General features: G+C 68.5%; 19 protein-coding genes. 9 read left to right on the top strand and 10 right to left on the bottom strand.

The annotated features are described in order from the left end of the window. Window positions 1-54 precede the first annotated feature (54 nt). The 4 genes from tsaB to G1H11_RS03415 all read left to right on the top strand — a co-directional run bounded on the left by tsaB (window position 55) and on the right by G1H11_RS03415 (window position 4,060). A complete protein-coding gene (gene tsaB, locus G1H11_RS03430) occupies window positions 55-741 on the top strand; it encodes a tRNA (adenosine(37)-N6)-threonylcarbamoyltransferase complex dimerization subunit type 1 TsaB (protein WP_163817004.1) in 687 nt (228 codons plus the stop codon). Then, on the top strand, window positions 738-1,208 hold the full coding sequence (gene rimI, locus G1H11_RS03425) for a ribosomal protein S18-alanine N-acetyltransferase (protein WP_163816111.1): 471 nt from the start codon (window positions 738-740) through the stop codon (window positions 1,206-1,208). Before tsaB ends, rimI begins: the two co-directional genes overlap by 4 nt. A gap of 76 nt (window positions 1,209-1,284) precedes the next feature. Continuing rightward, window positions 1,285-2,331, top strand: a complete 1,047-nt coding sequence (tsaD, locus tag G1H11_RS03420; RefSeq protein ID WP_163816109.1) for a tRNA (adenosine(37)-N6)-threonylcarbamoyltransferase complex transferase subunit TsaD — start codon at window positions 1,285-1,287, stop codon at window positions 2,329-2,331. Between the two features lie 73 nt (window positions 2,332-2,404). Continuing rightward, a complete protein-coding gene (locus G1H11_RS03415; RefSeq protein WP_216843416.1) occupies window positions 2,405-4,060 on the top strand; it encodes a glycoside hydrolase family 3 protein in 1,656 nt (551 codons plus the stop codon). Window positions 4,061-4,097: 37 nt separating this feature from the next. Here G1H11_RS03415 and G1H11_RS03410 read toward each other — a convergent pair whose 3' ends face one another. The 5 genes from G1H11_RS03410 to G1H11_RS03390 are packed head-to-tail and all read right to left on the bottom strand — an operon-like array spanning window position 4,098 to window position 8,824. Then, window positions 4,098-4,751 (bottom strand): GTP-binding protein, encoded by a 654-nt coding sequence (locus G1H11_RS03410; protein WP_163816107.1) that lies wholly within the window; start codon window positions 4,749-4,751, stop codon window positions 4,098-4,100. Continuing rightward, window positions 4,732-5,112, bottom strand: coding sequence for a DUF742 domain-containing protein (locus G1H11_RS03405; protein WP_163816106.1), 381 nt, complete (start codon window positions 5,110-5,112; stop codon window positions 4,732-4,734). The genes G1H11_RS03410 and G1H11_RS03405 overlap by 20 nt, the downstream gene beginning before the upstream one ends. 10 nt (window positions 5,113-5,122) lie before the next feature. Further along, the gene (locus G1H11_RS03400; protein ID WP_163816104.1) at window positions 5,123-5,551 is read right to left on the bottom strand and encodes a roadblock/LC7 domain-containing protein; all 429 of its coding nucleotides are present in this window, start codon (window positions 5,549-5,551) and stop codon (window positions 5,123-5,125) included. Continuing rightward, window positions 5,548-8,031 (bottom strand): sensor histidine kinase, encoded by a 2,484-nt coding sequence (locus tag G1H11_RS03395; RefSeq protein ID WP_163816102.1) that lies wholly within the window; start codon window positions 8,029-8,031, stop codon window positions 5,548-5,550. Before G1H11_RS03395 ends, G1H11_RS03400 begins: the two co-directional genes overlap by 4 nt. Window positions 8,032-8,050: 19 nt before the next feature. Continuing rightward, entirely contained in the window at window positions 8,051-8,824 is a 774-nt protein-coding gene (locus tag G1H11_RS03390) for an MHYT domain-containing protein (protein ID WP_216843415.1), read from the bottom strand. A 364-nt stretch (window positions 8,825-9,188) separates the two neighbouring features. Here G1H11_RS03390 and G1H11_RS03385 point away from each other — a divergent pair, with 364 nt between their 5' ends. The 5 genes from G1H11_RS03385 (at window position 9,189) to G1H11_RS03365 (ending at window position 13,446) form a co-directional block, all read left to right on the top strand. Then, window positions 9,189-10,385 carry an ABC transporter substrate-binding protein gene (locus G1H11_RS03385; protein ID WP_216843414.1) on the top strand — a complete coding sequence of 399 codons (1,197 nt, stop codon included), beginning with the start codon at window positions 9,189-9,191 and terminating at the stop codon, window positions 10,383-10,385. A gap of 54 nt (window positions 10,386-10,439) precedes the next feature. Beyond that, window positions 10,440-11,255: an ABC transporter permease gene (locus G1H11_RS03380; RefSeq protein WP_163816101.1), complete on the top strand. Its 816-nt coding sequence runs from the start codon at window positions 10,440-10,442 to the stop codon at window positions 11,253-11,255. 39 nt (window positions 11,256-11,294) lie between these two features. Further along, window positions 11,295-12,098 (top strand): ABC transporter permease, encoded by an 804-nt coding sequence (locus G1H11_RS03375; protein WP_163816996.1) that lies wholly within the window; start codon window positions 11,295-11,297, stop codon window positions 12,096-12,098. 91 nt (window positions 12,099-12,189) lie between these two features. Beyond that, a complete protein-coding gene (locus G1H11_RS03370; protein ID WP_163816099.1) occupies window positions 12,190-13,047 on the top strand; it encodes an ABC transporter ATP-binding protein in 858 nt (285 codons plus the stop codon). Between the two features lie 36 nt (window positions 13,048-13,083). After that, the gene (locus tag G1H11_RS03365; RefSeq protein WP_216843412.1) at window positions 13,084-13,446 is read left to right on the top strand and encodes a hypothetical protein; all 363 of its coding nucleotides are present in this window, start codon (window positions 13,084-13,086) and stop codon (window positions 13,444-13,446) included. A gap of 248 nt (window positions 13,447-13,694) precedes the next feature. Here G1H11_RS03365 and G1H11_RS03360 read toward each other — a convergent pair whose 3' ends face one another. The 5 genes from G1H11_RS03360 to G1H11_RS03340 form a co-directional block, all read right to left on the bottom strand. Further along, window positions 13,695-14,855 carry an amidohydrolase gene (locus G1H11_RS03360; protein ID WP_216843411.1) on the bottom strand — a complete coding sequence of 387 codons (1,161 nt, stop codon included), beginning with the start codon at window positions 14,853-14,855 and terminating at the stop codon, window positions 13,695-13,697. A gap of 89 nt (window positions 14,856-14,944) precedes the next feature. Continuing rightward, window positions 14,945-16,159, bottom strand: a complete 1,215-nt coding sequence (locus G1H11_RS03355) for a glutamate--cysteine ligase (protein WP_163816097.1) — start codon at window positions 16,157-16,159, stop codon at window positions 14,945-14,947. 79 nt (window positions 16,160-16,238) lie between these two features. Continuing rightward, window positions 16,239-17,483: a THUMP-like domain-containing protein gene (locus G1H11_RS26830; RefSeq protein ID WP_163816095.1), complete on the bottom strand. Its 1,245-nt coding sequence runs from the start codon at window positions 17,481-17,483 to the stop codon at window positions 16,239-16,241. 13 nt (window positions 17,484-17,496) lie between these two features. Beyond that, window positions 17,497-18,693 (bottom strand): M20 metallopeptidase family protein, encoded by a 1,197-nt coding sequence (locus G1H11_RS03345; RefSeq protein ID WP_163816093.1) that lies wholly within the window; start codon window positions 18,691-18,693, stop codon window positions 17,497-17,499. Window positions 18,694-18,824: 131 nt separating this feature from the next. After that, window positions 18,825-20,573: a serine/threonine-protein kinase gene (locus G1H11_RS03340; protein WP_163816091.1), complete on the bottom strand. Its 1,749-nt coding sequence runs from the start codon at window positions 20,571-20,573 to the stop codon at window positions 18,825-18,827. Between the last annotated feature and the right edge of the window lie 92 nt (window positions 20,574-20,665).

The following is a 20,665-nucleotide window of genomic DNA, read 5'->3' as shown; positions in this document are numbered from 1 at the left end:
GAGGCGGCGGGCAAGCGGCGCGGCTCGCCGCCGGGCGGCGTATGGTTGGAGACCGTGCTGCTCTTGGCCTTGGATACCGCCACTCCCGCCGTCACGGTCGCCCTGCATGACGGCCGGGATGTCGTAGCGGAGTCGACCACCGTTGACGCTCGCCGTCACACCGAATTGCTCGCGCCCGCGATCACCGGCGTGTTGCGCGCCGCCGGAGCGGATCGCCGTGAGATCACCGAGATAGCCGTGGGCGTCGGCCCGGGGCCGTTCACCGGCCTCCGTGTGGGGCTGGCCGCCGCGCAGGTGCTGGGCGCTGCTCTCGACCGCCCGGTGCGGGGCGTGTGCAGCCTGGACGTCGTCGCGCACGGCGTGATCGCCTCGGGCGGCGGAGGTCGGCCGTTCGTCGTGGCCACCGATGCCAGGCGTCGCGAGGTGTACTGGGCCGGATACGACGCCTCCGGCCGGCGCTTGACGCCGCCGCAGGTGGCTACCGCGGCCGATGCGGCAGCAGCGTTCGGGCAGCACCTGTCCATCGCGGGGGCCGACGACATGACCGCACCGGCCGCCGGTGCCGGGCCTCGGCTCTATCCCGACGCGTTCCCGGTCGCGGTGGAGCCGGAGTATCCATCCGCGGCGGACCTCGCGGCCGTCGTCGTGGGCGGATACGCCGAGATCGTGGAACCAGACCCGCTGTACCTGCGCCGGCCGGACATCGCCCCGCCGGCTCCACGGAAGAGCGTACTGACATGACCATCGCCCTCAGGCCGATGGGCCCGGAGGACGTCGAGACGATCGAGCCGCTCGAGCGGGAGCTGTTCCCCGACGATCCGCCGTGGACCAGGGAACAGTTTCTGGAAGAGCTCGCCGGGGTCCCGGACACCCGCTGGTACGTGGTGGCGGTCGAGGAGGACGAGCTCACCGGATACGCGGGGCTGCGGGCACTGGGCATGCCGGGTGAGCCCGCCGACATTCAGACGATCGCCGTCGCGCCGGCCCACCAGCGCCGAGGGGTGGGAGCGACGCTCATGGACGCGCTGATCACCGAGGCCCGGGCACGGGCAGCGGGTTCGCTGTTGCTGGAGGTCCGCGCAGACAACGACGCCGCGCTGGCGTTCTACGGCCGTTACGGCTTCGAACGCATCGCCACTCGCCGGGCCTACTACGGCGGCGGGCGTGATGGCCTGGTGCTGCGGATGCGCCTCCCGGCAGCTCCATGATCGTCGCCGGTTCACGGCGCACCAGCACAGGTAACTCGTCGATGTTCATGGGACTGGGCGGAGATAATGTGGGCCCGTGGCTGAGCAACCGCTGATCCTGGGTATCGAGACGTCCTGCGACGAGACCGGCGTCGGGCTGGTCCGCGGGACCACACTGCTGGCCAATGCGGTGGCCAGCAGCGTCGAGGAGCACGTGCGCTTCGGCGGCGTCGTTCCGGAGGTCGCCAGCCGGGCCCACCTGGAGGCGGTGGTGCCCACGTTGCGCCGGGCGCTCACTGAGGCGGGAGTCCAGCTGTCCGACGTCGACGCGATCGCCGTCACCGCCGGACCGGGCCTCGCTGGGGCGCTCATGGTGGGAGTGTCCGCGGCCAAGGCGCTCGCCATAGCGCTGGACAAGCCCTTGTACGGTGTCAACCACCTGGTCGGCCACGTCGCGGCTGAACAGCTGGAGAATGGCCCGCTCACCGAGCCGGTAATCGCCCTACTGGTGTCCGGCGGGCACACCGAGATCCTCGAAGTCGACGACATCGCGTCGTCCGCGCAGCTGCTGGGGCAGACGCTGGACGACGCCGCGGGCGAGGCGTTCGACAAGGTCGCCCGGCTGATCGGGCTGAAGTATCCCGGCGGGCCGCACATCCAGAAGGCGGCGGCCGACGGCGACCCGACGGCCATCGCGTTTCCGCGAGGGCTCACCAGTCAGCGCGACATGAGCCGGCACCGTTACGACTTCTCCTTCTCCGGGCTCAAGACGGCCGTGGCCCGGTGGGTAGAGACCGCAGAGCGTGACGGCGTCCCCGTCCCGGTCCCCGACGTCGCGGCAGCCTTCCAGGAAGCCGTGGCGGACGTGCTCACCCGCAAGGCCGTGCTGGCGTGCCAGGAGCGCGGGGTGAGCACCATGGTGCTCGCGGGTGGGGTGGCAGCCAATGCCCGGATCCGGGACTTGACGAAGGAGCGTTGCGCCGCGGCCGGCATCGAGCTCAGGCAGCCGCGACTGTCACTGTGTACCGACAACGGCGCCATGATCGCGGCCCTCGGTGCGGCCGTCGTCGAGCGTGGGCTCCCACCGAGCCCCGCGTCGTTCGCCAGCGACTCGTCGCTGCCGGTCACGCAGGTTCTTGTCTGACGCGGTGAAACAACGTATGGGAACGGGTGAACACGTGCCGAACGCCGCGCGCCCGCATGGCAGACTTCCTCTGATGAGGCGACGACGGGTGCTGGCGATGGCCGCGGCGATCTGCGTGTCCGGCGTGCTGGCGGCGTGCGGGTCGGACGACGCCGCGCCGGGGGCCGCCCTCCCGACGCCGACTGCCTCGTCGCCAGCGCCGGACGAGACGCCCAGCCCGACGGAGACGACCGCCAGCCCGACGCCGGAAGAGCTCGAGCGGTTGCCGTGGGGACCCACCGTGGCGGAATACGAGCAGGCCGAGTCGATCGTCGCGGACATGGCCGTGGAGGAGCAGGCCGGACAGGTCATCGTCGCCAGTTACGCCGGGCTCGAGCCTCCCACCGAGCTGATCGCCGAGCTCGGGCTCGGTGGTGTCATCCTGATGGGCGACAACGTCGAGTCGACCGATCAAGTGGCCGCCGCCACCGCGGCTGCGCGGGAGGCCGACGAGCGGCCCTATCCGTTGATCGTGGCGGTCGATCAGGAGGGCGGCAATGTGGCGCGCGTCCGCGAGCCGGCGACCGAGTTCCCCGCCTACATGGCGCTCGGGGCCGCCCGCGACCCCGAGCTCGCCGCCGACGTCGCCCGGGCCAGCGGGGAGGAGCTGCGGGCCCTCGGCTTCACCATGGTTTTCGCGCCCGACGCCGATGTGACCATCGGGCCGGACGATCCGACGATCGCCAGCCGGTCAGCCTCGTCCGACCCTGAACTGGTCGCCGAGATCGTCGTCGGATCGCTGCGCGGGTACGCCGAAGCCGGGATCGTCGCCGTCCCGAAGCATTTTCCCGGGCATGGCTCGGTACCGGCGGACAGCCATGAGGAGCTGCCCGTGCAGACCGCGCCGCTGGAGGAGCTGCTGGAGCGTGACTTCGCGCCCTTCCACGCCGCCGTGAACGCCGGCGCCTCCGCCCTGATGGTGGCGCACATCGACGTGGAAGCCGTTGACCCCGGGACGCCGTCCTCCCTGTCCGGCGACGTCATCGAGCTCGCCCGCAGCGAGCTCGAGTTCGGCGGGCTGCTGGTCACCGACGCGCAGGACATGGCTGCGGTCACCGCCCTGTACGGGCCTGGGGAGGCCGCCGTCGGCGCACTCGCGGCGGGTGCGGACGTCGTTCTGATGCCCGCCGACGCCCGGGTCGCCCACGAGGCCATCGTCGCCGCGGTGGAGGACGGGCGGTTGCCGGCCGAACGGCTCGAGGAGGCCGCCACCCGCGGTGTCGCGGTCATGCTGAACCAGGACGCCGCTGACGATCCGCCGTCCGCCGACGTCGTGGGTGCTCACGAGGACGTGTCCTACGAAGCGTCGCTGGCGGCGGTGACCATCGCGGCCGGCGAATGCCGAGGTCCGTACGTCGGCGACACCGTCGCCGTCTCCGGCGGTACCGAACAAGACCGGGCCCGCTTCGTGGCGGCGGCCGAGGAAGCCGGCCTGACCGTGGGCTCCGGTGGCGATACGGTGCGCCTGCTCGGCGGTTCCGGTCCGGGGGCCGGTGACGTCGCGGTGGCGCTCGACGCCCCGTATCCGCTCGGGCCGAGTGAGGCGAGCACCAAGATCGCGATCTACGGTCGTACTCCGGCGGCGTTCAGGGCGCTGGTGGACGTGTTGCGCGGCGCCGAGACAGGCCATGGCCGCCTGCCCGTCGACGTCGAAGGCGCCGACCAGCTCGGCTGCCCACGTTCCCCTTAGCGCCCCCGACCACAACCCATGCCAGGGGTTATGGTCGCTACCGCTTGAGGGGGCGTTTGGGCAGGCCGCCCTTGGTCTGCGTGGCTGTCGACAGTCGCGCCTGGGAACCCGGGTGAAGGGTGCTCACATGCTCCACCAGCGTGATGAGGACTTCCTTGCCGGAGTCGCGGTCCCGCGCGTCCAGCATCACTACCGGCGTCGCCTCGTCCAAATCGAGGGCCTTGCGCACACTGTCCTGCATGTAGCGACGTGCGCCGTCGAAGCAGTTGACCCCGACGACGAACGGGATGTTGCGGTGCTCGAAGTAGTCCACGGCCGGAAAGCAGTCCTCCAGCCGACGCGTGTCGGCGAGGACGACGGCGCCGAGCGCGCCGCGGGTGAGCTCGTCCCACATGAACCAGAAGCGGTCCTGGCCGGGAGTGCCGAAAAGGTACAAGCACAGGCCGTCGCGGATAGTGATCCGGCCGAAGTCCATGGCGACGGTGGTGGTGGTCTTCTGTTCCACGCCGTCGAGCTTGTCGACCACCTGGCTGGCGCCGGTGAGTGACTCCTCGGTGCGCAGCGGGCGGATCTCGCTGACGGAGCTGACCAGCGTCGTCTTACCCACGCCGAACCCCCCGGCGATGAGAATCTTGAGGGCCACAAGAGGGTTGGCGCCGTTAGCGCCGTGGTCAGAGTGCACGGAGGCCATCGATGACTTCCCTGAGGATTCGGGTGTCTGGGAGTTGGGTGGGCTGGACCGGGCGGCTGACCCGAATGTGGCCCGCTTCCATCAAGTCGCCGAGCAGAACCCGGACCACGCCCAGCGGCAGGTTGGATTCCGACGCGATGTCGGTGACGGTCTGTGGATGACGCAGGCAGATCCGCAGGATGATGCGCTGTTCGGGCGAGAGCGTCGGCACGTCGTACGCAGACGCGTCCGCCTCGACGGTAGCCATGAGGTCGAACGTCTCGTCCGAGTTCTTGCTGCGCGCACGACCTGCGGTCATGGCGAACAGCCGAACGAGAGGACCGGCTTCGTCGTCGTACCACTGAGGTGTGGAATCGCTCATCGCGGCCGCGTCATCTCGGCGTGGAGGAAGAGTTCGTCGAGCCTGGCCGGCTCGGCACGTAGAGATGCTCGTGCACCTGCTTGACCAGGCGAGCCATCTCGTAGGCGATCAGCCCGATGTCGGCGTCGGCCCCCGCGAAGACGGCGAGGCACGAGCGGTCGCCGGCGGCGACCACGAAGAGGAAGCCCCCCTCGAGTTCAACCATGGTCTGGACGACGCCGCCCGCCTCGAAATGCTGGCCGGTCCCCTTCGCGAGGCTGTGAAAACCCGATGCGATGGCCGCGAACCGCTCGCGATCCTCCCTGCTCAGCTGGTTCGACGCCCCGACCGGCAGGCCGTCTCCAGACAGCACTACGGCGTGGCGAATCTGTGACACGCGGCCCACCAGTTCATCGAGGAGCCAGTTCAGCTCACCCGATGGTTGTGTCGGCTCGGTCATCGGTCTTCTCCCTTGTCATCTTTCTCGGACTGCCCCCGCAGCCACCCGGTGCGCATCGCCGACAGCGTGGCACGGGCTTCTTCTGGTGTACGTGCCATGGTGTCATGTGAGGCGCCGGCCGGGGGTGGAGGCGGCGGGGTCGCCCGCAGCTCCGGCCGCAGGCTGGCTTGCCGGACGCGGCGTGGCAGGTCTTCGAGTTCACTGTCCGGGGAATGCCCCGGCAGCACGGTGGTGGACCTGCCGTTGCCGGCAGGCGCCTGCGTGGAGGTCCCTGTCGGCGCCTGTGCCGGCTCGGGCTGCTGCGGCGCTGGGGCGGGCCGGGGGCTCGGGACGGCCGACAACGAAGCGACAGCCGTCAGCTGAGCACGTTCGACCGGAGCGGACTCCTCGTGTGCCGTGATCACCTCGGGCGGAGTGCTCCGGTCGAGAAGCTGGTCCGGCAGAAGAATGATCGCCTTGACGCCGCCGTACGCGGACCGCTGCAGGGTCACCTCCACGTCATGCCGGCGAGACAGCCGGTTGACCACGAAGAGCCCTAGTTGGTCGGCTTCGAGGAGGTCCACCTGGTCGGTTTCCCGGATCCTGCGGTTGGCGTCGTTCATGGCCTGCCGGCTCATGCCCAGACCACGGTCTTCGACCTCCAGGGCCAGACCGGTTCCCACCACTTCGCCGCGGACGGTCGCCTTGGTGTGCGGCGGGGAGAACACGACGGCATTCTCGACGAGCTCGGCGATCAGGTGTGTGAGGTCGGCTACGGCGGTGCCCGTGATCCGCACGTTGGGGATGTTCCCGACCTCGACCCTGGTGAAGTCCTCGACCTCGGCCACCGCAGCGCGGACGACGTCCATCATCGGTACCGGGTTGCGCCACCGCCGTGCGGGCGCCACACCGGAGAGGATGATCAGGCTCTCGGCTTGCCGCCGCATGCGCGTGGTCAAATGGTCCAGCCGGAAGAGATCCTCGAGCTGGTCGGGATCGTCGATCCGCCGCTCCATGCTGTCCAGCAAGGCAAGCTGGCGATGGAGGAGCACCTGACTACGGCGCGCCAGGTAGACGTACACGCCGGAAATGCCCTTGAGGACGTCCGAGCGCTCGATCGCCGCCTGCACCGCGGAGCGGTGGACCGCGTTGAGGGCCTCCGCGACCTGGCTGATCTCGTCGTCGGCGTGTGCTGCCCGGGGGGCTTCCGATTCCAGGTCGACGGTCTGTCCGGAGTTCAGCTTCCGCAACGTGGCCGGGAGCTTGCGCCGGGCCAGGTCCATGGCGGAGTTGTGCAGGCCGGCGAGCTCCACGACCAGTCCGCGGCCGATCAGCACCGAGATCAGCAGTGACAGGATGACACCGACCAAGCCCAGCACGACGGCCAGGCCCGACGTGCCGAGGACGTCGAAGCCGAAAAGGTTGGCCTCCTGTGCGGCGATGGTGGTGACCCGTTCTTCACCCGAGGCAAGATCGTCCTGAACAGACCTGGCGACCTCGTTCCACTCGCTCTGTGGAATCTCCGTGACGATGGTGTACCCGGCCTGCGACTGGCCGAGGGTGTTCTCGATGTCACGGAGTGTCTGGTACGACTGACTGGCGAGGACGTCGCGGTAGGCGGCCTCGGCCGACGGCCGTGGATCGTCGATGTCGGTCCAGAGCATGGATTGTCCGGCTCGCGTCGCCTCGGTGAGCGACGCGTACTGTGCTTGAGTCATGACCTCGGCGGCGTAAGCGGAGGCCATGATGGCGTCCTCGCGGGCGATCATCTCCCTGGCCAGGGACAGCTCGAGCACCACCCGGGGGTCGAACTCCACACCCGGTGCGTCCATCTGGGTCAGCACCCCGGTCACGCTGAAGGCCCGGCCGATGAGGTCCGTGTAGGCGTTGTAGCTGGCCAGCCAGCTGACCGAGCTCTCCCCGACACGGTCACGAATGGTGGAGACGTGGTCGGTGGCGTCCACCAGAGCTTCGATCCGGCCAGGAAGCCGGGTGTCGAGTCCGGCCGCATCGGTGCTGCTCCGGGAGATGCCGTTGCGCAGGGCGGCCGCGGCGGCGTCGGTATTCTGGCCCGCGGTGGTGAGGCTTTCCTCTCCGGCCTCCGGGTCGACCAGGTACTCCGATGCGGCGACCCGCTCCGCCTGGACCGCTGTGACGAACTGGTTGATCGGCGAGAGCAGCGTGTCGTTGACCTCTTTGAGCTGCTGGAGCTCGGAGACGTTCTGGGCGGTGGTGACCGTCGCGAATCCCCACAGGGCCATCAACGACATCACCGGCACCATGAGCACGGTGACGATCTTCGCGCGGACCGATCGTGGCCGCCGGCTGTTCGGCTGCTTGACGCGACTCGCCGCGGCCCGCCTCGATGCGTGCCGCGGGCCCGAGCGCGTGGACTGGCCGTCGTCCCTCGCGTCCTCCCCCTCGTCGTCGTCCGTGGCGGCCTCGATCGCCTGCTCGTTCTCAGAAGTCTCGTCGTACGCCTCGTCCTGGCGTTCACGCATGGTTGCCTCGATCAGCTCGCTAGTTGGAGTCTCGGCCCGGCCCGGCGAAGGCGACGGCGGGCTCCCGCTCTTGCCGGATGGGGGAGAGCGCGACGAACGCCGAGCTCAGGAACAGGAATGAACCGAAAACGACAATGAAGGGAAAGACGAACTCGACGGCGCTCGCTCCGGACAGAACCGACGTCCCGGGCGTGATCTCCAGCCGCAACGCCACGATGCCCGTGTATTCCGTGGCACTTGCCGCCGCCCCCATGAGAAGCGCGGCGGCGGCGGTGCCTCGAAAGCTGCGGGCGAGGAACGCTACCGCGAGCGACAGGGTCGCGGCGGCCATCGCGATGACGACCGACAAGACGACAGCCGGCATCTCGTAGCCGAGGGTGCCGTGGATCTGCATCGCCGACATGCCGACGTAGTGCATGGCCACAATCCCGCCGCCGATGCCGACGCCGCCCAGCACGACGCCGCGGAGGCGGGACCTGCTGAGCCCGATGGCGAACACGCCAGTCATGACGACGCCGATGGCGATCAACAAGCTGAGCAGAGTGAGCGGGACGTCGTACCGGACCGGAGAGCCGTCCACTCCGAAGCCGAGGATCGCGATGAGGTGCATGGTCCAGATTCCGGAGCCGATGGCCACGGCAGCGGTGATCAGCCAGCTGTGTTTGGCGAAACCGCTTGCCGCGAAGGCGCGGACCACGCAGCGCAAGCCGAGTCCGGCACCGATGCACGCCATCAGAAACGCGACGACGGCCGTGATCGGACCGTACTGGAAGAAGTGTTGCAGGTGCTCCACGTGAAGTCCCTACATGATCGCCCTTGTTGGTTGAGTTGTGACCGGCGAAGTGCTGGCCGTCTCTCCGTTAGCCGGACACACTATGACAAATCCGGTGCAGTCGATCAAGGGCTGGGCGGCTGGGAAACGTAAATGTACGCCATCCGTGCGGACCCGGAACGGCCGCACTGCCTTCGGTGAACGGCGCCGGTACAGGCTCCGAAGGCTGCGGCCACGAAGGTGGATGATCTTGGGGGCTGGCTGGTCGGGCATGGTTGACACCGGCAGTGGGCCGCCCTAGGGTCGGACCGATCTAGGTGGGATTGCACGGTTGCTTAACTTTGCGTAATTTGTCTTGACTCTGCAGTAAACAAGGGAGGAACACGTGTCTCGCACGTCGCGGTTGCGGAAGGTCCTGGCAGGCGGTGCGGCCGTTGCGCTGCTCGCCGCGTGCGGATCGGATGATGGGAACAATTCCGATCCGGCAGATGAGCCGCAGGCGGAGGAACAGGACGCGGAGGACACGGAGGATGCCGAGGAGGAGCCGGAAGCTCTGCCGGACCTGACCGAGGTCACCATCGGCTACGTGTCCGCCGTCGACCAGATGGGTGCGGCGGTCGCCCTGGATATCGGTTTCTACGATGAACTGAACCTCGACGTGAACCTCGCACAACCCTTCCCCACCGGGGTGGACGCGCTGAATGCGCTCGACGCCGGCGACGTGGACTTCGTCCAGGTCGGCACCCCGAGCATCGGCGCGGTCCTGCAAGGCATGGACCTGGTCTACCTCGGCAACTACTCCGGGAGCTCGAGCCAGCTCGGCATCGACGAAACGATGGCGATGGTGGCCACCGAGGAGTCGGAGATCGACCCGGACGACCTCAGCACCCTGGCCGGCAAGCGCATCGGTGTGTCGATCGGCTCCATCAACCACCTGTACGCGCTCGGCGTGCTCGAAGACGCGGGCCTTGGCCCGGACGATGTCGAGCTGGTGAACACTCCCCCGCCGGATATGGGGGTCGCGATGGAGACCGACGGCCTCGACGCCGCGGTGGTCTGGGATCCATGGCCGATCACCATCCGGGAAGACGTAGACGGCGTGTTCGAGGTCAGCCGAGGTGGTGGGCACATCGCGTACATCGGCTACATCGTGTCGACGCGTGAGTACGTCGAGAACAATCCCGAGGTGGTGGAGGCGGTGCTGACCGCCAGGGCGGCCGCCGACCACTGGATGCGGGAGAACCCGGAGGAAGCGGCGGACGTGACCGTGCGCTGGATCCCCGGGACGGAGATCGAGGTGGCCGAAGAGGCCATGCAATACAACATCATCCAGCTGGACCCGCGTTTCTCGGCCTGCAACTACCTCGCGCTCGACACCATGATGCAGGTGTTCGCCGACATGGAGGTCGTGGACGGTACGTACGACGTCAACGACCATTTCATGCCCGGACCCATCCTCAGCGTCATGGAGGAGTATCCGGAACTGTTCGACGACCTCCCGGAGATCCCCGAGGAGGCACAGATCACGCCGGACTACACGTTCGCGCGGGGCGAGGCGCAAAGCGCGTGCCCCGAGGGCTGACGTGCGGGACGCGATGACGAGGCGCTCCGGACCAGCCCGTTCGAGAGGGTCCTGATGGCGCTGACGTCACCAGCCGGCCGGCGGGGCGGGAAACTGTCCCGCCGGCTTTCGGCTGCACTGTGGTTCCTGCTGCCGTTCGTCCTGCTCGCGGCCGTCTGGGTGGTGATCGTCGAGGTCACCGAGGTGGAGATGCGGATCTTCCCGCAGATCACGGACGTCGCAGGAGCGTTCGGCGAACTGTGGTCCAGCGGTGAACTCTTCACCCACGTCGGGGCGAGCCTGCGCCGGGTGGTGCTCGGTGTGATCGCCGCCATCCTGACCGGGATTCCGTTCGGGATCCTGCTCGGTTCCAGCCGGTGGGTGGCGGCGTTCTTCGCCCCGCTGCTGCGGTTCTCGGTGGCGCTGGCCGGGATCGCGTGGATACCGCTGGCGACGCTGTGGCTCGGGTACGGCGAGCGGGCCGTCATCTTCATCGTCTGGAACGCGATGTTCTTCGCGCTGGCGTACAACACGATGCTCGGTGTGCAGCGGATCCCCACCCAGCTGTTGCGTGCCGCCAGGAGCATGGGTACGCCTCGGGCACGAATGTTCACCGAGGTCCTGCTCCCTGGCGCGTTGCCGAACATCGTCACCGGCTTGCGAGTGGGGCTCGGTTACGGCTGGCGTGGGCTGGTGGCTGCGGAGATCATCGCCGCGAGCGCGGGAGTGGGGTATTCGATCTTCCTGGCGCAGAAGTTCTTCCGGACCGATGTGATCATCGCGTTCATGATCGTGATTGGGGTCCTCTGGCTGATCACTGACCGTGCCGTCCTGGCTCCACTGGAACGTCGGACCGTGGAGCGGTGGGGGATGAAGGCGGTGACGGCGTAGATGACAGTGTCGGGTGCTACTCAGCGCACGCGTCCCGCGATGGGCGGCTTCTGGTGGCGGCGGCTGGGCCGGAGCCGGGTCGTGCGGACGTTCGGCCCGTTCGTTCCGGTGGTGCTCGCGTGGTGGGCCGTCGCGGAGCTGGAGTTCTTCCCCGCGGCGTTCTTCGTCGGGCCGGACGTCGTCGTCGCTGAGTTCGCAGAGTTGATCAAGAAGGGCATTCTGCCCGCCTACCTCTCGGACTCGGTGACCAGACTCTGGACCGGTGTCGTCTTCGGCCTGCTGATCGGGATCCCCGCCGGGTTCCTGGTGGCGATGTCGAGGTGGGCGCGCAGACTGACCTGGCCGCTGCTGATGTTCTTCCAGGCGATCGCCGACATCGCCTGGCTGCCGATCGTGATCGTATGGTTCGGCTTCAGCCTGACCGCGGTCACGTTCGTCATCGTCTACACCATCGTGTTCCCACTGATGATCAGCATCGTCGCCGGTGTCGAGCAGGTGCCACGGGATATGGTCCGGGCCGCGCGCAGCCTGGGCGCCGGCAGGTTCCGGGTGTTCACCGACGTCATCCTTCCCGGTGCGCTGCCTGCTGTGGCCACCGGGATCCGCACCGGCCTGGGATACGGCTGGCGTGCCCTCATCGCGGCGGAGATCATCGTCGGTACCAGCGGTATCGGCTTCATGATGTTCGACGCCCGCCGGGCGGGCGAGGTCACCGGCGTCTTCGTGGGAATGATCGTGCTGGGCATCCTGTGGTTCGCGCTCGACGCCCTGGTTCTCGCGCCGTTCGAGCGCAGCACCATCGAGCGCTGGGGAATGATCCAGACGGCGGAGGTGGCCAGATGAGCGACCAGCCGGGTGGGTCGAGCGGGCCGAGCGGCGGCGTGCCGGGCCGGGCGGGACCACGGGCGACGAGGAACGGAGCGCGGACGAGATCATGAGCACCCTTGAGATCAAGAACCTGCACAAGGAGTACGTCGACGCGTACACCGGTGAGACGGTGACGGCTGTCGGCGATGTCTCGTTCAGCGTCGACCGGGGTGAGTTTGTCTCCATCCTCGGCCCGAGTGGCTGCGGAAAGACCACCGTGCTTAACGTCGTCGCGGGGTTCGACAAGCTGACCAGCGGATCTGTCGAGGTGGGAGGGAAACCGGTGACGGCGCCGTCGCCGGAGCGCGGCGTCGTGTTTCAGAGCTTCGCACTGTTCCCGTGGAAGACGGTGCTCGGGAACGTGGCCTTCGGGCTGCGGATGCGTGGCGTGCCGCGACGCGAACGGGAACCGGTCGCCAGGCAGTACCTGGAACTGGTCGGCCTGGAGGGATTCGAGCGCAAGTTCCCGCATGAACTCTCCGGCGGCATGCAGCAGCGGCTGGGGGTGGCCCGCGTCCTGGCCAACGAGCCGGAGGTGATGCTGATGGACGAACCATTCGCCAGCGTCGACGCCCAGACTCGCCGCAAGCTGCAGGAAGACCTCACGGATATCTTTCAGGCCAAACGCCCCACGGTGTTCTTCGTGACGCACGACGTCGACGAGGCGGTGTTCCTCTCCGACCGCGTCGTCGTGCTGAGCTCCCGGCCGAGCACGGTGGCCGAGATCGTGACGGTGCCTCTGGAGCGACCCCGGAACTGGCGTTCGGTCCTGGAGAATCCCGACTTCAGACATACCGTCACTCACCTGACGGACCTGCTGGCAGGTGGCCGGGCCCATGGCGAGGAGCAGGCCGAACGGCTGTCGGGCCGGGTGGACTCGTCGTCCGAGCCGCCGGTCCGGGCGGACGCCGGCGGCGAGAGTTGAGGATCTCGGCATGATGCGACGTGTGCGGGGTGGCTGGTGTCGCGGGTGATGTGGGTGGTGCGCAGGATCCTGGGTACTGTCGGCGGGCGCACGCTCGCGGCGCTGGTGGTGCTCATCCTTGCGTACCAGATCTGGATCGGCCTCGCCGCTTCCGGGAAGGTGGCGGACGGGGTGGGGGCCGACCCTGATGCGCGAGGGCGCTTCGCGGTGGACGTCGTCCTGGACTTCCCGCCGGAACGTTTCCACGTTCTGGAGCTTCAGGAGTACGGGCGGACACGGGGCACCTCCGAGAATGTGATCCACCTGCACATGGTCACTCAGGATTCGGTCGACGCGATGGCACGCAAGTACTGGATCAAGGAGATCCGCCCAGGGGAGCGCGTGTCGCTGCTGCGCTGATCGTCGTCGTCATTGGCGTCGTCGCCGTTGGCGTCGTCGTTGGCGTTGGGGTGGGGCCGGGGCGGGACCGACGCGATCAGATGACAGAACCGGCCCAGATCGCGGTTGTTGTGCACCTGATCTTTTGCTGTTCGTATCGTGAGACGCGATCAGACGACAAAACCGGCGTTGATCACCGCCTCTGGTCCACCTGATCTCTCGCGCGGAAGCGATCAGCTGACATTTCGACGATCAGGTGACCAAGTCGGTCAGGTGGTGAGGGCGTCCAGGGCGGTGCGGGCCAGGACACGGACCCCGATGCCGAGGGCGCGTTCGTCGATGTCGAAGCTGCCCTGGTGAATGTCGTGCATGGTGCCGCCGCCGTGCACGCCGAGGCGGGCCATCGCCATCGGTGCGTGCTCGCCGTACCAGGCGAAGTCCTCGCCGCCCATGCTGGTATTAGTGCGGGCGACGGCGTCGGCCCCCAGCTCCGTGGCGATACTTCCGCGCATCAATTCCACGCAGGCGTCGTCGTTGATGACGGGCGGAACGCCTCGTTCGTAGTTGATCTCCACGTCAGCCCCGCACGCGGCGGCGATGTCCGAGACGATCGACCGGAACTGTTTTTCGGCATCCGCCCATGCGGCATGGTCGAGGACACGAACTGTGCCCTTGAGCACTCCTTCACTGGGGATGGCGTTCGGTGCGTCGCCGGCCTGAATGGCGCCCCACGTGAGCAGGAGCCGGGCGCGGACATCGGTGCGGCGGGCCAGCAGGCCGGGTGCGTCCACGGCGATGCGGGAGAGGGTGTCCACCACGTCGACGGTCAGGTGCGGGCGGGCGGTGTGCCCGCCTGGGCCGCTGACCTTGACCTCGATCAGGTCGCAGGCAGCGGTGATGGGGCCGAGCTTGATTCCGACCCGCCCGACCTGGAGCCGGGGATCGCAGTGCAGAGCGAAGACCCGCTCGACCCCGGACAGCTCCCCGGCGGCGATGACCTCGCGAGCGCCGGCCATCTTCTCCTCTGCCGGCTGGAAGATCACGCGCACTCGGCCGGGAAGCTCGCGAGCCTGGGACAGCGCCAGCGCGACACCCAGGGCGATGGTGGTGTGGGCGTCGTGGCCGCAGGCGTGGCACACGCCGGCCACGGTCGAGCGGTAGGGCACGTCTTTGAGATCCATCAGCGGCAGGGCGTCCATGTCGGCCCGGATCGCTACGGTGCGCGGTCCCGAGCCGACGTCGACGGCGAGGCCGGTGCCCCGGGGCAGGATGCGTGGTTTCAGGCCTGCCTCGGCCAGCATCTTCGCGATCAGGTCGGTGGTGACGTGCTCGTTCATGCCGAGCTCGGGGAACGCGTGGATCCGGCGGCGCAGGGCCACCAGGTCGTCGTGATGTGATTGCGCCCAGCTCGCAAGCCAGTCAGTGCTCACGCTCGTGCCTCTTATGTGTGTGCGGCAGGTGACAGCGCTACCTGAGTGGTATCCGGCGTCACCGAGGAGTCGTCTGCGGTGGAACCGGATCAGACTACTGCGTCGGACTCGAGGTAGTCGCTTGTGGCGACCCTCGGGAGCGGCACTCCGGATATCCGTTGCCCGGGTGGCACCAGAAGGCCGGTCCTCATCTCGTCCAGGAGGCCATCGACGACCTTGGTCAGGTCTCCGCCGCTGGTCTCCGCGATAGCGCGTTGGCGCTGATAGCTCGCGCCAATCCGCAACAGGTGCTCGACCATCGCGAGCTCATCAGCGCAGCCGAGTCTACGCGCAGTCGGTGTCAGATCGTCGGCCAAATCGAGAATTGCCTGCCGGATCGGGACTGTGCCGCCGTGCTCGTCGACGATGATCTCCGCTTCGAGCCCGTAGCGCGCGGCGCGCCACTTGTTCTCCCGGACCACCCAGCTGGGCGGATTGGGAAGCGTGTACCCGCGGTCGAGCTCGTGATCGAGCTTGTGAACCAGGCTCTGGGTGAGCGCGGCGATGATGCCGACCTCGTCGAGGGTGGGCAGCCCGTCGCAGACCCGCAGCTCCACGGTGCCGAAGTCTGGGTGTGGCCGGACGTCCCACCACACCTCGCGGACCGATTCGACAGTCTGCGCCGAGATCATGGTGGCCATGTAGTCCTCGAACTGGTTCCAGCCGGACAGCTGATACGGCAGGCCGGCGGTGGGCAGCGTCTCGAACACCTTGCTGCGTGAGGATGCCAGCCCGGTGTCGTGTCCGACCCAGAACGGCGACGAGGCGGAGAGGGCGAGGAAATGGGGGATGTACGAGGTCAGGGCATTGACGATCGGGATCGCCTTGTGCGGGGAACGGATGCCCACATGGATGTGGACGCCGAAGATCTGCAGCCGGCGGGCCAGCCACTGCAGCTGATCCACCAGCTGCCGGTAGCGCTCCTTGGGGCTGATCTCCTGGGTGTTCCAGTCGGTGAAGGGGTGGGTCCCGGCGCACATGGGCGCCAGCCCGCGGCGTGCTGCGGCCTGCGTCACGGTCCGGACCGTCTGGTCAAGGTCGTCCCGAGCTTCGGCGACGCTTTCACAGACGCCTGTGATGACCTCGATGGTGGATTGGAAGAGTTCGTGCTTGGCCCGGGGATGTTCGTCCGCGCCCTCCGGACAGATCTCGCGGAGGATCTCGACAGCGCCGGAGGTGAGTTCACGGGTGTCTAAATCGATCAGCTGGAGCTCCCATTCGACACCGAGACTTGCCCGGTCGGACTGCCTGAACGGGATCTCCATCTCTGGAGTGTGACACGTAGTTAGAGATCATGGAATAGCTCGTCTCATTTCCTCACTTAACGTGACGATCCGTCCGTGATCACAGCGGTGTCGCGACGAGCACGATGGTGCGGCGCCCTGCCCTGGTCACCACCAGCGTGGCGGTGCGGGAGCCCTTCGGCCGCAGCGACCTGCGCAATTCCTCCGGAGTGACCTCGACGCCGCGCTTCTTGATCGTGAGTGAGCCGATGTCGTGGGCCCGGACGTAGCGTCGCAACGCCTTCACGTCGTAGGGCAGAACCTCGGTCACCTCGTAGGCGCGGGCGAACGGCGTGCTGAGATGGGTGTCTGCACTGACGTACGCGATCGACGAGTCGAGCAGCCAGCCGTCCGTCATGGCCGCGACCGCCGTGACGAGCCCGGCGCGGATCACCGCGCCGTCCGGTTCGTACAGGAAACGCCCCGGTGCGTGAACCCGGGGATCGCCGGGGTCGTCCGCGTCGGTCAGCGTTGCCATGTGAGCCGCTGCGCTGGACCCCGCGGTCCCGGAGCCAGGCCCCGCAGTGACGGAACCGGGCCCCGCGCCGCCGCGCAGCACCGTCGCCCGGCGGCGGCAGCCACTGGCCAGCTCGCCCGACCAGATCGCGGCCTCCTTGACCTCGCCGTTGTCCGACACCCACTCCGCCTCGGCGCCCGCCGGCACGCGGTCGTGCGGGATCCCCGGCGCGACCTTCACACACGCGTCACCGTCGAGCAGCTCCAGCACGAAGGACCACGGCGGTTGGTAGGCATCGGGGTCGAAGATCCGCCCACGGGCCGTGCGGCGGGCCGGGTCGCAGACGACGGCGTCGTAGCCCGACCGGTCATGCCGGGCGGCGTCACCAGTCAGCACGCCGGCTCGCCCGGTCAGGTCGAGCGCGGCGATGTTCAGCCGCGCTGCCTCGGCGGTGAGCTCGTCCATCTCCACCCCGGTGACCGTCAGGCCGGCGCGGGCCAGCTCGATGAGATCGCCGCCGATGCCGCAGCACAGGTCCAGCAGACGTCCGCCCGGCCGGCGATCCGCGAGCCTGCGGGCCCGGTGCGAGGCGACAGTGGCTCGAGTGGCCTGCTCATAGCCGTCGACGGTGAGGAACATCCGCGCGGCGTCAGCCGGGTGGAACTTCGCCGTCGCCCGCCGCCGGAGGCGCACCTGGGTGAGCGCGGCGGCCACGAGTTCGGGTGCGTGATCGCGTCGCAGCCGGCTACCCAGTGCGAACTCGGTCTCGACGCCGAACCCACTCTCGGCCTCGCGCAGTAGCGCCTTGCCCTCCGGCGAGGCCAGATGCCGCAATGTGCGGATGTCCACGGTAGGCGGGTGACTAGGGCGAGCCGGGGCGGAGCCGGTCGAGCGCCACGCCCGCGTACATGGCGACCCCGGAGCTGAGCGCCGCCTCGTCGAAGACGACCAGGTTGGAGTGGTTGGCAGGAGCGTGCTGCGGGTCGATTCCGGGTGGGCAGGCGCCGAGGAACGCCATAGCGCCCGGGTACCGCTCCAGGACGTAGGAGAAGTCCTCGGCGCCCATCAGCGGCTCGGCCAGCTCGGCCGAGCGTTGTTCGCCGAGCAATGCCGCGGCGACCTCGCGCACTGTGGCGCTGAACGCGGCGTCGTTGATGGTGACCGGGTAACCCTGCACGATCTCCAGCTCAACCCGGAGGCCGTGGGCCGCCGCAACGCCTTCCGCCACGGAACGCAGCTGCCGGTGCGCCTCGTCGCGGGTCCGTGCGGAGAAGGTACGGATGGTCCCCTCGATCTCGGCGGTGGCTGGGATGACGTTCGACGTCGTCCCAGCCGAGACCCGGCCCACGGTGAGCACCGCCGGATCGAACACGTTGACGCGGCGGGTGATCGCCGCCTGGAGAGCCGTGACGATCTCGCACGCGGCTGGCACGGGGTCCAGGGCCCGATGCGGCGCCGACGCGTGCCCACCACGGCCGGTGAGTACGAGCTCGAACGTGTCGGCGGCGGCCATGGTGGGACCCGGCCGGATGTGGATCTCGCCACTGGGGAATTGGGTGGTGATGTGCAGCGCGAACGCGCCCACCACATCGGGGTCGTCGAGCAGGCCCTCCTCCAGGGCGAACCGGGCACCGTGCTCACCTTCCTCCCCGGGCTGGAAGAAGAACAGGACCCTGCCGGCCAGCTCGTCTCTCTTCGCGGCCAGGAGGCGGGCGGCGCCTGCCAGCATCGCGACGTGTGTGTCGTGTCCGCACGCGTGCATGGCTCCGTCGATGCGCGAGGCGAACGGCAGGCCGGTATCCTCGCGCAGCGGAAGAGCGTCCATGTCGCCCCGCAGGATGAGCGTGGGCCCCGGGTGCGCGCCGTCCAGCTCCGCGACGACGGCTGACGTGGTGTCCGACATCCGCAGCGTCAACCCCAGGTCGGCGAGCTCGTCCAGGACCGCCTGCCGCGTGACCGGCAGATGCAGGCCGATCTCGGGATGCTGGTGCAGGGCACGGCGGAAGGCTATGGTGCGCTCGGCCAATGCCTGCGCGGCCTCGAGCAGCGGCGTCGTCATCTATGTGAGTATGCCGAACCGGCTCCCGGCGACGTCCGGGCGGGGGACGCGCGGCTACGCCACGCCGCGTAGGCCGCGTGCGGCGCTGGGATGCGTGTGCTGGGACGCACGCGCTGGGGGCGCACTGCCGATCAGCGAGAACTCAGAGGCCGCAGCGTCTGGCGAGCCCGCTCGCCCCGTTCCCGGTCGATCTCGTCGTCGTCGATCCATTCGGCCAGCTCCCGTCGGAGTTCAGCCGCTTTCTGCGTACGTTTGCGAGGGTTCTCGGCCTTGAGGACCTCATCGAGTTCGGATAGCAGGCTATCCCCTTTCTCGCCCCAATCCCTCCGGGCCACGGCGACGTCGACGAAAAGCTCCCGCACGGGTGTGAGTCGGTCGTCCTGAGGGCCTACGTGAGGGGTTAGTGCCACAATGGCGGCCTGTCCAGCCGCGGTATCGATCTCGCCGTCCATGAGCCATGACGACGTTTCCATGATCAGCTTGCGTGCTTCCTCGGTGCGCTTGCCTTCCCTACCCTCTTGCTGGATCTTCTCCCGCAGGGCTTTGGCGAGGTCTTCGCCTTTCTGGCCGGCGGCGGCGCCATCGGCGTCCAACGCGGCGATCAGTCCCTCAAGGTGCTCAGGCCAGCCGGCGGCCTCGTCGCCCGGGTCGTCGCCCGCGTCGTCGTCCCGCGCGGTGCGGTCGTCGTCGTTCTCATCCGAACTCTCTTCGGATTCGTCATCCTGGCCGGGGTCATCGGGCGAGTTGTCCTCCGCGCTCATGCCGTCGGCTTCTCGCGGCGCCGCGAGATCGTCTGGGTCATCCCCATTGCTGACCACCAACGCCACCACCACGATCGCCGCCGCGATACCGGCGACGAGGCCCAGTGCCCATAGGCGGCGGGCGAGGCGGTGTCGTGACCGTTCCCGGTCGGTCGTGGCTCTAGCCGAGCTGGGCGGATCTGGCGGCGCGTCCACAGAGCTTTGGGCGGCAGGCAATACCCGAGTGGTCTGCGCAGGTGTGACGGCGGAGTTTTGTGGCGCCGAGATGCTTGCCATGGTCTCCGGCGGCGGTGGTGGAGGGTACTCATTGGGGCGCTGGTGCAGGGCTGCGCGCATCGCCGCCGCGCTGGGGTATCGGTCCTGTGGATCCTTGGCCATCGCTCGTTCCACCGCGGCGGCCACTGCTGGCGGGACATCCGTGACCACATCGGAGACCCGCGGCACCGGCTGGCGTTGATGCGCGAGCGCCTCAGCGATGGGTGTGTCGGCCCGGAACGGCGGATCACCGGTGAGGCACTCGTAGAGGACGACGGCGAGTGAGTAGAGGTCGCTGGCCGGCGTAGCCGGATGGCCCGCTACCTGCTCGGGGGTCAGATAGCGCGGGGTGCCGAGGAGCTGGCCGGTTCCTGTCAGGCCGCTGGAACCCTCGGTCAGTGCCTTGGCTATGCCGAAGTCGGCCAGCTTCACGCCGCCGGCGGTGGGCAAGAGAATGTTCGACGGTTTGACGTCCCGGTGCACGAGACCACGCTCGTGTGCCGCGTGGAGGGCGGACAGTACCGCGTCGGCGACGGCGAGCGTCTCGCTCCGTGGAAGACGGCCGTCGGTCCGCAGCCGATCCGCCAGCGTGGGCCCCTTGACCAGTTCCATCACGATGAACGGGCGCCCATCCGCCTCGCCGACGTCGAACACCGCCACCGTGTGGGGATGGTGCAAGCCTGCGGCGGCACGGGCCTCCCGCAGCATCCGCTCGCGGCTGGAGGGGTCGAAGGCGAACGCGTCGTGGATGAGCTTGACCGCGACGTCGCGTTGGAGGACCCGGTCGTACGCGCTGACCACACGGGCCATGCCGCCGGAACCCAGCGGCTCGCCGAGTTCGTATCTTCCGGACAGCACAGTCATCGCTCGTTGTATCCATGGTCGTGGGGTACATGTAGGCCGGACAGCACGCCTGCAGGCTCCGAGTGTAGTGCTCGTGTCGGCGACGCTGCCGC

Source organism: Phytoactinopolyspora alkaliphila (assembly GCF_010550695.1).
Lineage (GTDB): Bacteria > Actinomycetota > Actinomycetes > Jiangellales > Jiangellaceae > Phytoactinopolyspora > Phytoactinopolyspora alkaliphila.
The sequence above is the reverse complement of the archived record's forward strand: the minus strand, read 5'-3'. Positions and strand labels throughout refer to the sequence as shown.

Excerpts from the sequence above, each read along its gene's own strand:
- G1H11_RS03340 (WP_163816091.1), bottom strand. The coding sequence starts at position 20,573 with ATGACTGTGCTGTCCGGAAGATACGAACTCGGCGAGCCGCTGGGTTCC.
- rimI (WP_163816111.1), top strand. The coding sequence starts at position 738 with ATGACCATCGCCCTCAGGCCGATGGGCCCGGAGGACGTCGAGACGATC.
- G1H11_RS03400 (WP_163816104.1), bottom strand. The coding sequence starts at position 5,551 with ATGACCGAGCCGACACAACCATCGGGTGAGCTGAACTGGCTCCTCGAT.
- G1H11_RS03345 (WP_163816093.1), bottom strand. The coding sequence starts at position 18,693 with ATGACGACGCCGCTGCTCGAGGCCGCGCAGGCATTGGCCGAGCGCACC.
- G1H11_RS03405 (WP_163816106.1), bottom strand. The coding sequence starts at position 5,112 with ATGAGCGATTCCACACCTCAGTGGTACGACGACGAAGCCGGTCCTCTC.
- G1H11_RS03355 (WP_163816097.1), bottom strand. The coding sequence starts at position 16,159 with ATGGAGATCCCGTTCAGGCAGTCCGACCGGGCAAGTCTCGGTGTCGAA.
- G1H11_RS03410 (WP_163816107.1), bottom strand. The coding sequence starts at position 4,751 with ATGGCCTCCGTGCACTCTGACCACGGCGCTAACGGCGCCAACCCTCTT.
- G1H11_RS03375 (WP_163816996.1), top strand. The coding sequence starts at position 11,295 with ATGGGCGGCTTCTGGTGGCGGCGGCTGGGCCGGAGCCGGGTCGTGCGG.
- G1H11_RS03370 (WP_163816099.1), top strand. The coding sequence starts at position 12,190 with ATGAGCACCCTTGAGATCAAGAACCTGCACAAGGAGTACGTCGACGCG.
- G1H11_RS03395 (WP_163816102.1), bottom strand. The coding sequence starts at position 8,031 with ATGCGTGAACGCCAGGACGAGGCGTACGACGAGACTTCTGAGAACGAG.
- G1H11_RS03380 (WP_163816101.1), top strand. The coding sequence starts at position 10,440 with ATGGCGCTGACGTCACCAGCCGGCCGGCGGGGCGGGAAACTGTCCCGC.
- G1H11_RS03415 (WP_216843416.1), top strand. The coding sequence starts at position 2,405 with ATGAGGCGACGACGGGTGCTGGCGATGGCCGCGGCGATCTGCGTGTCC.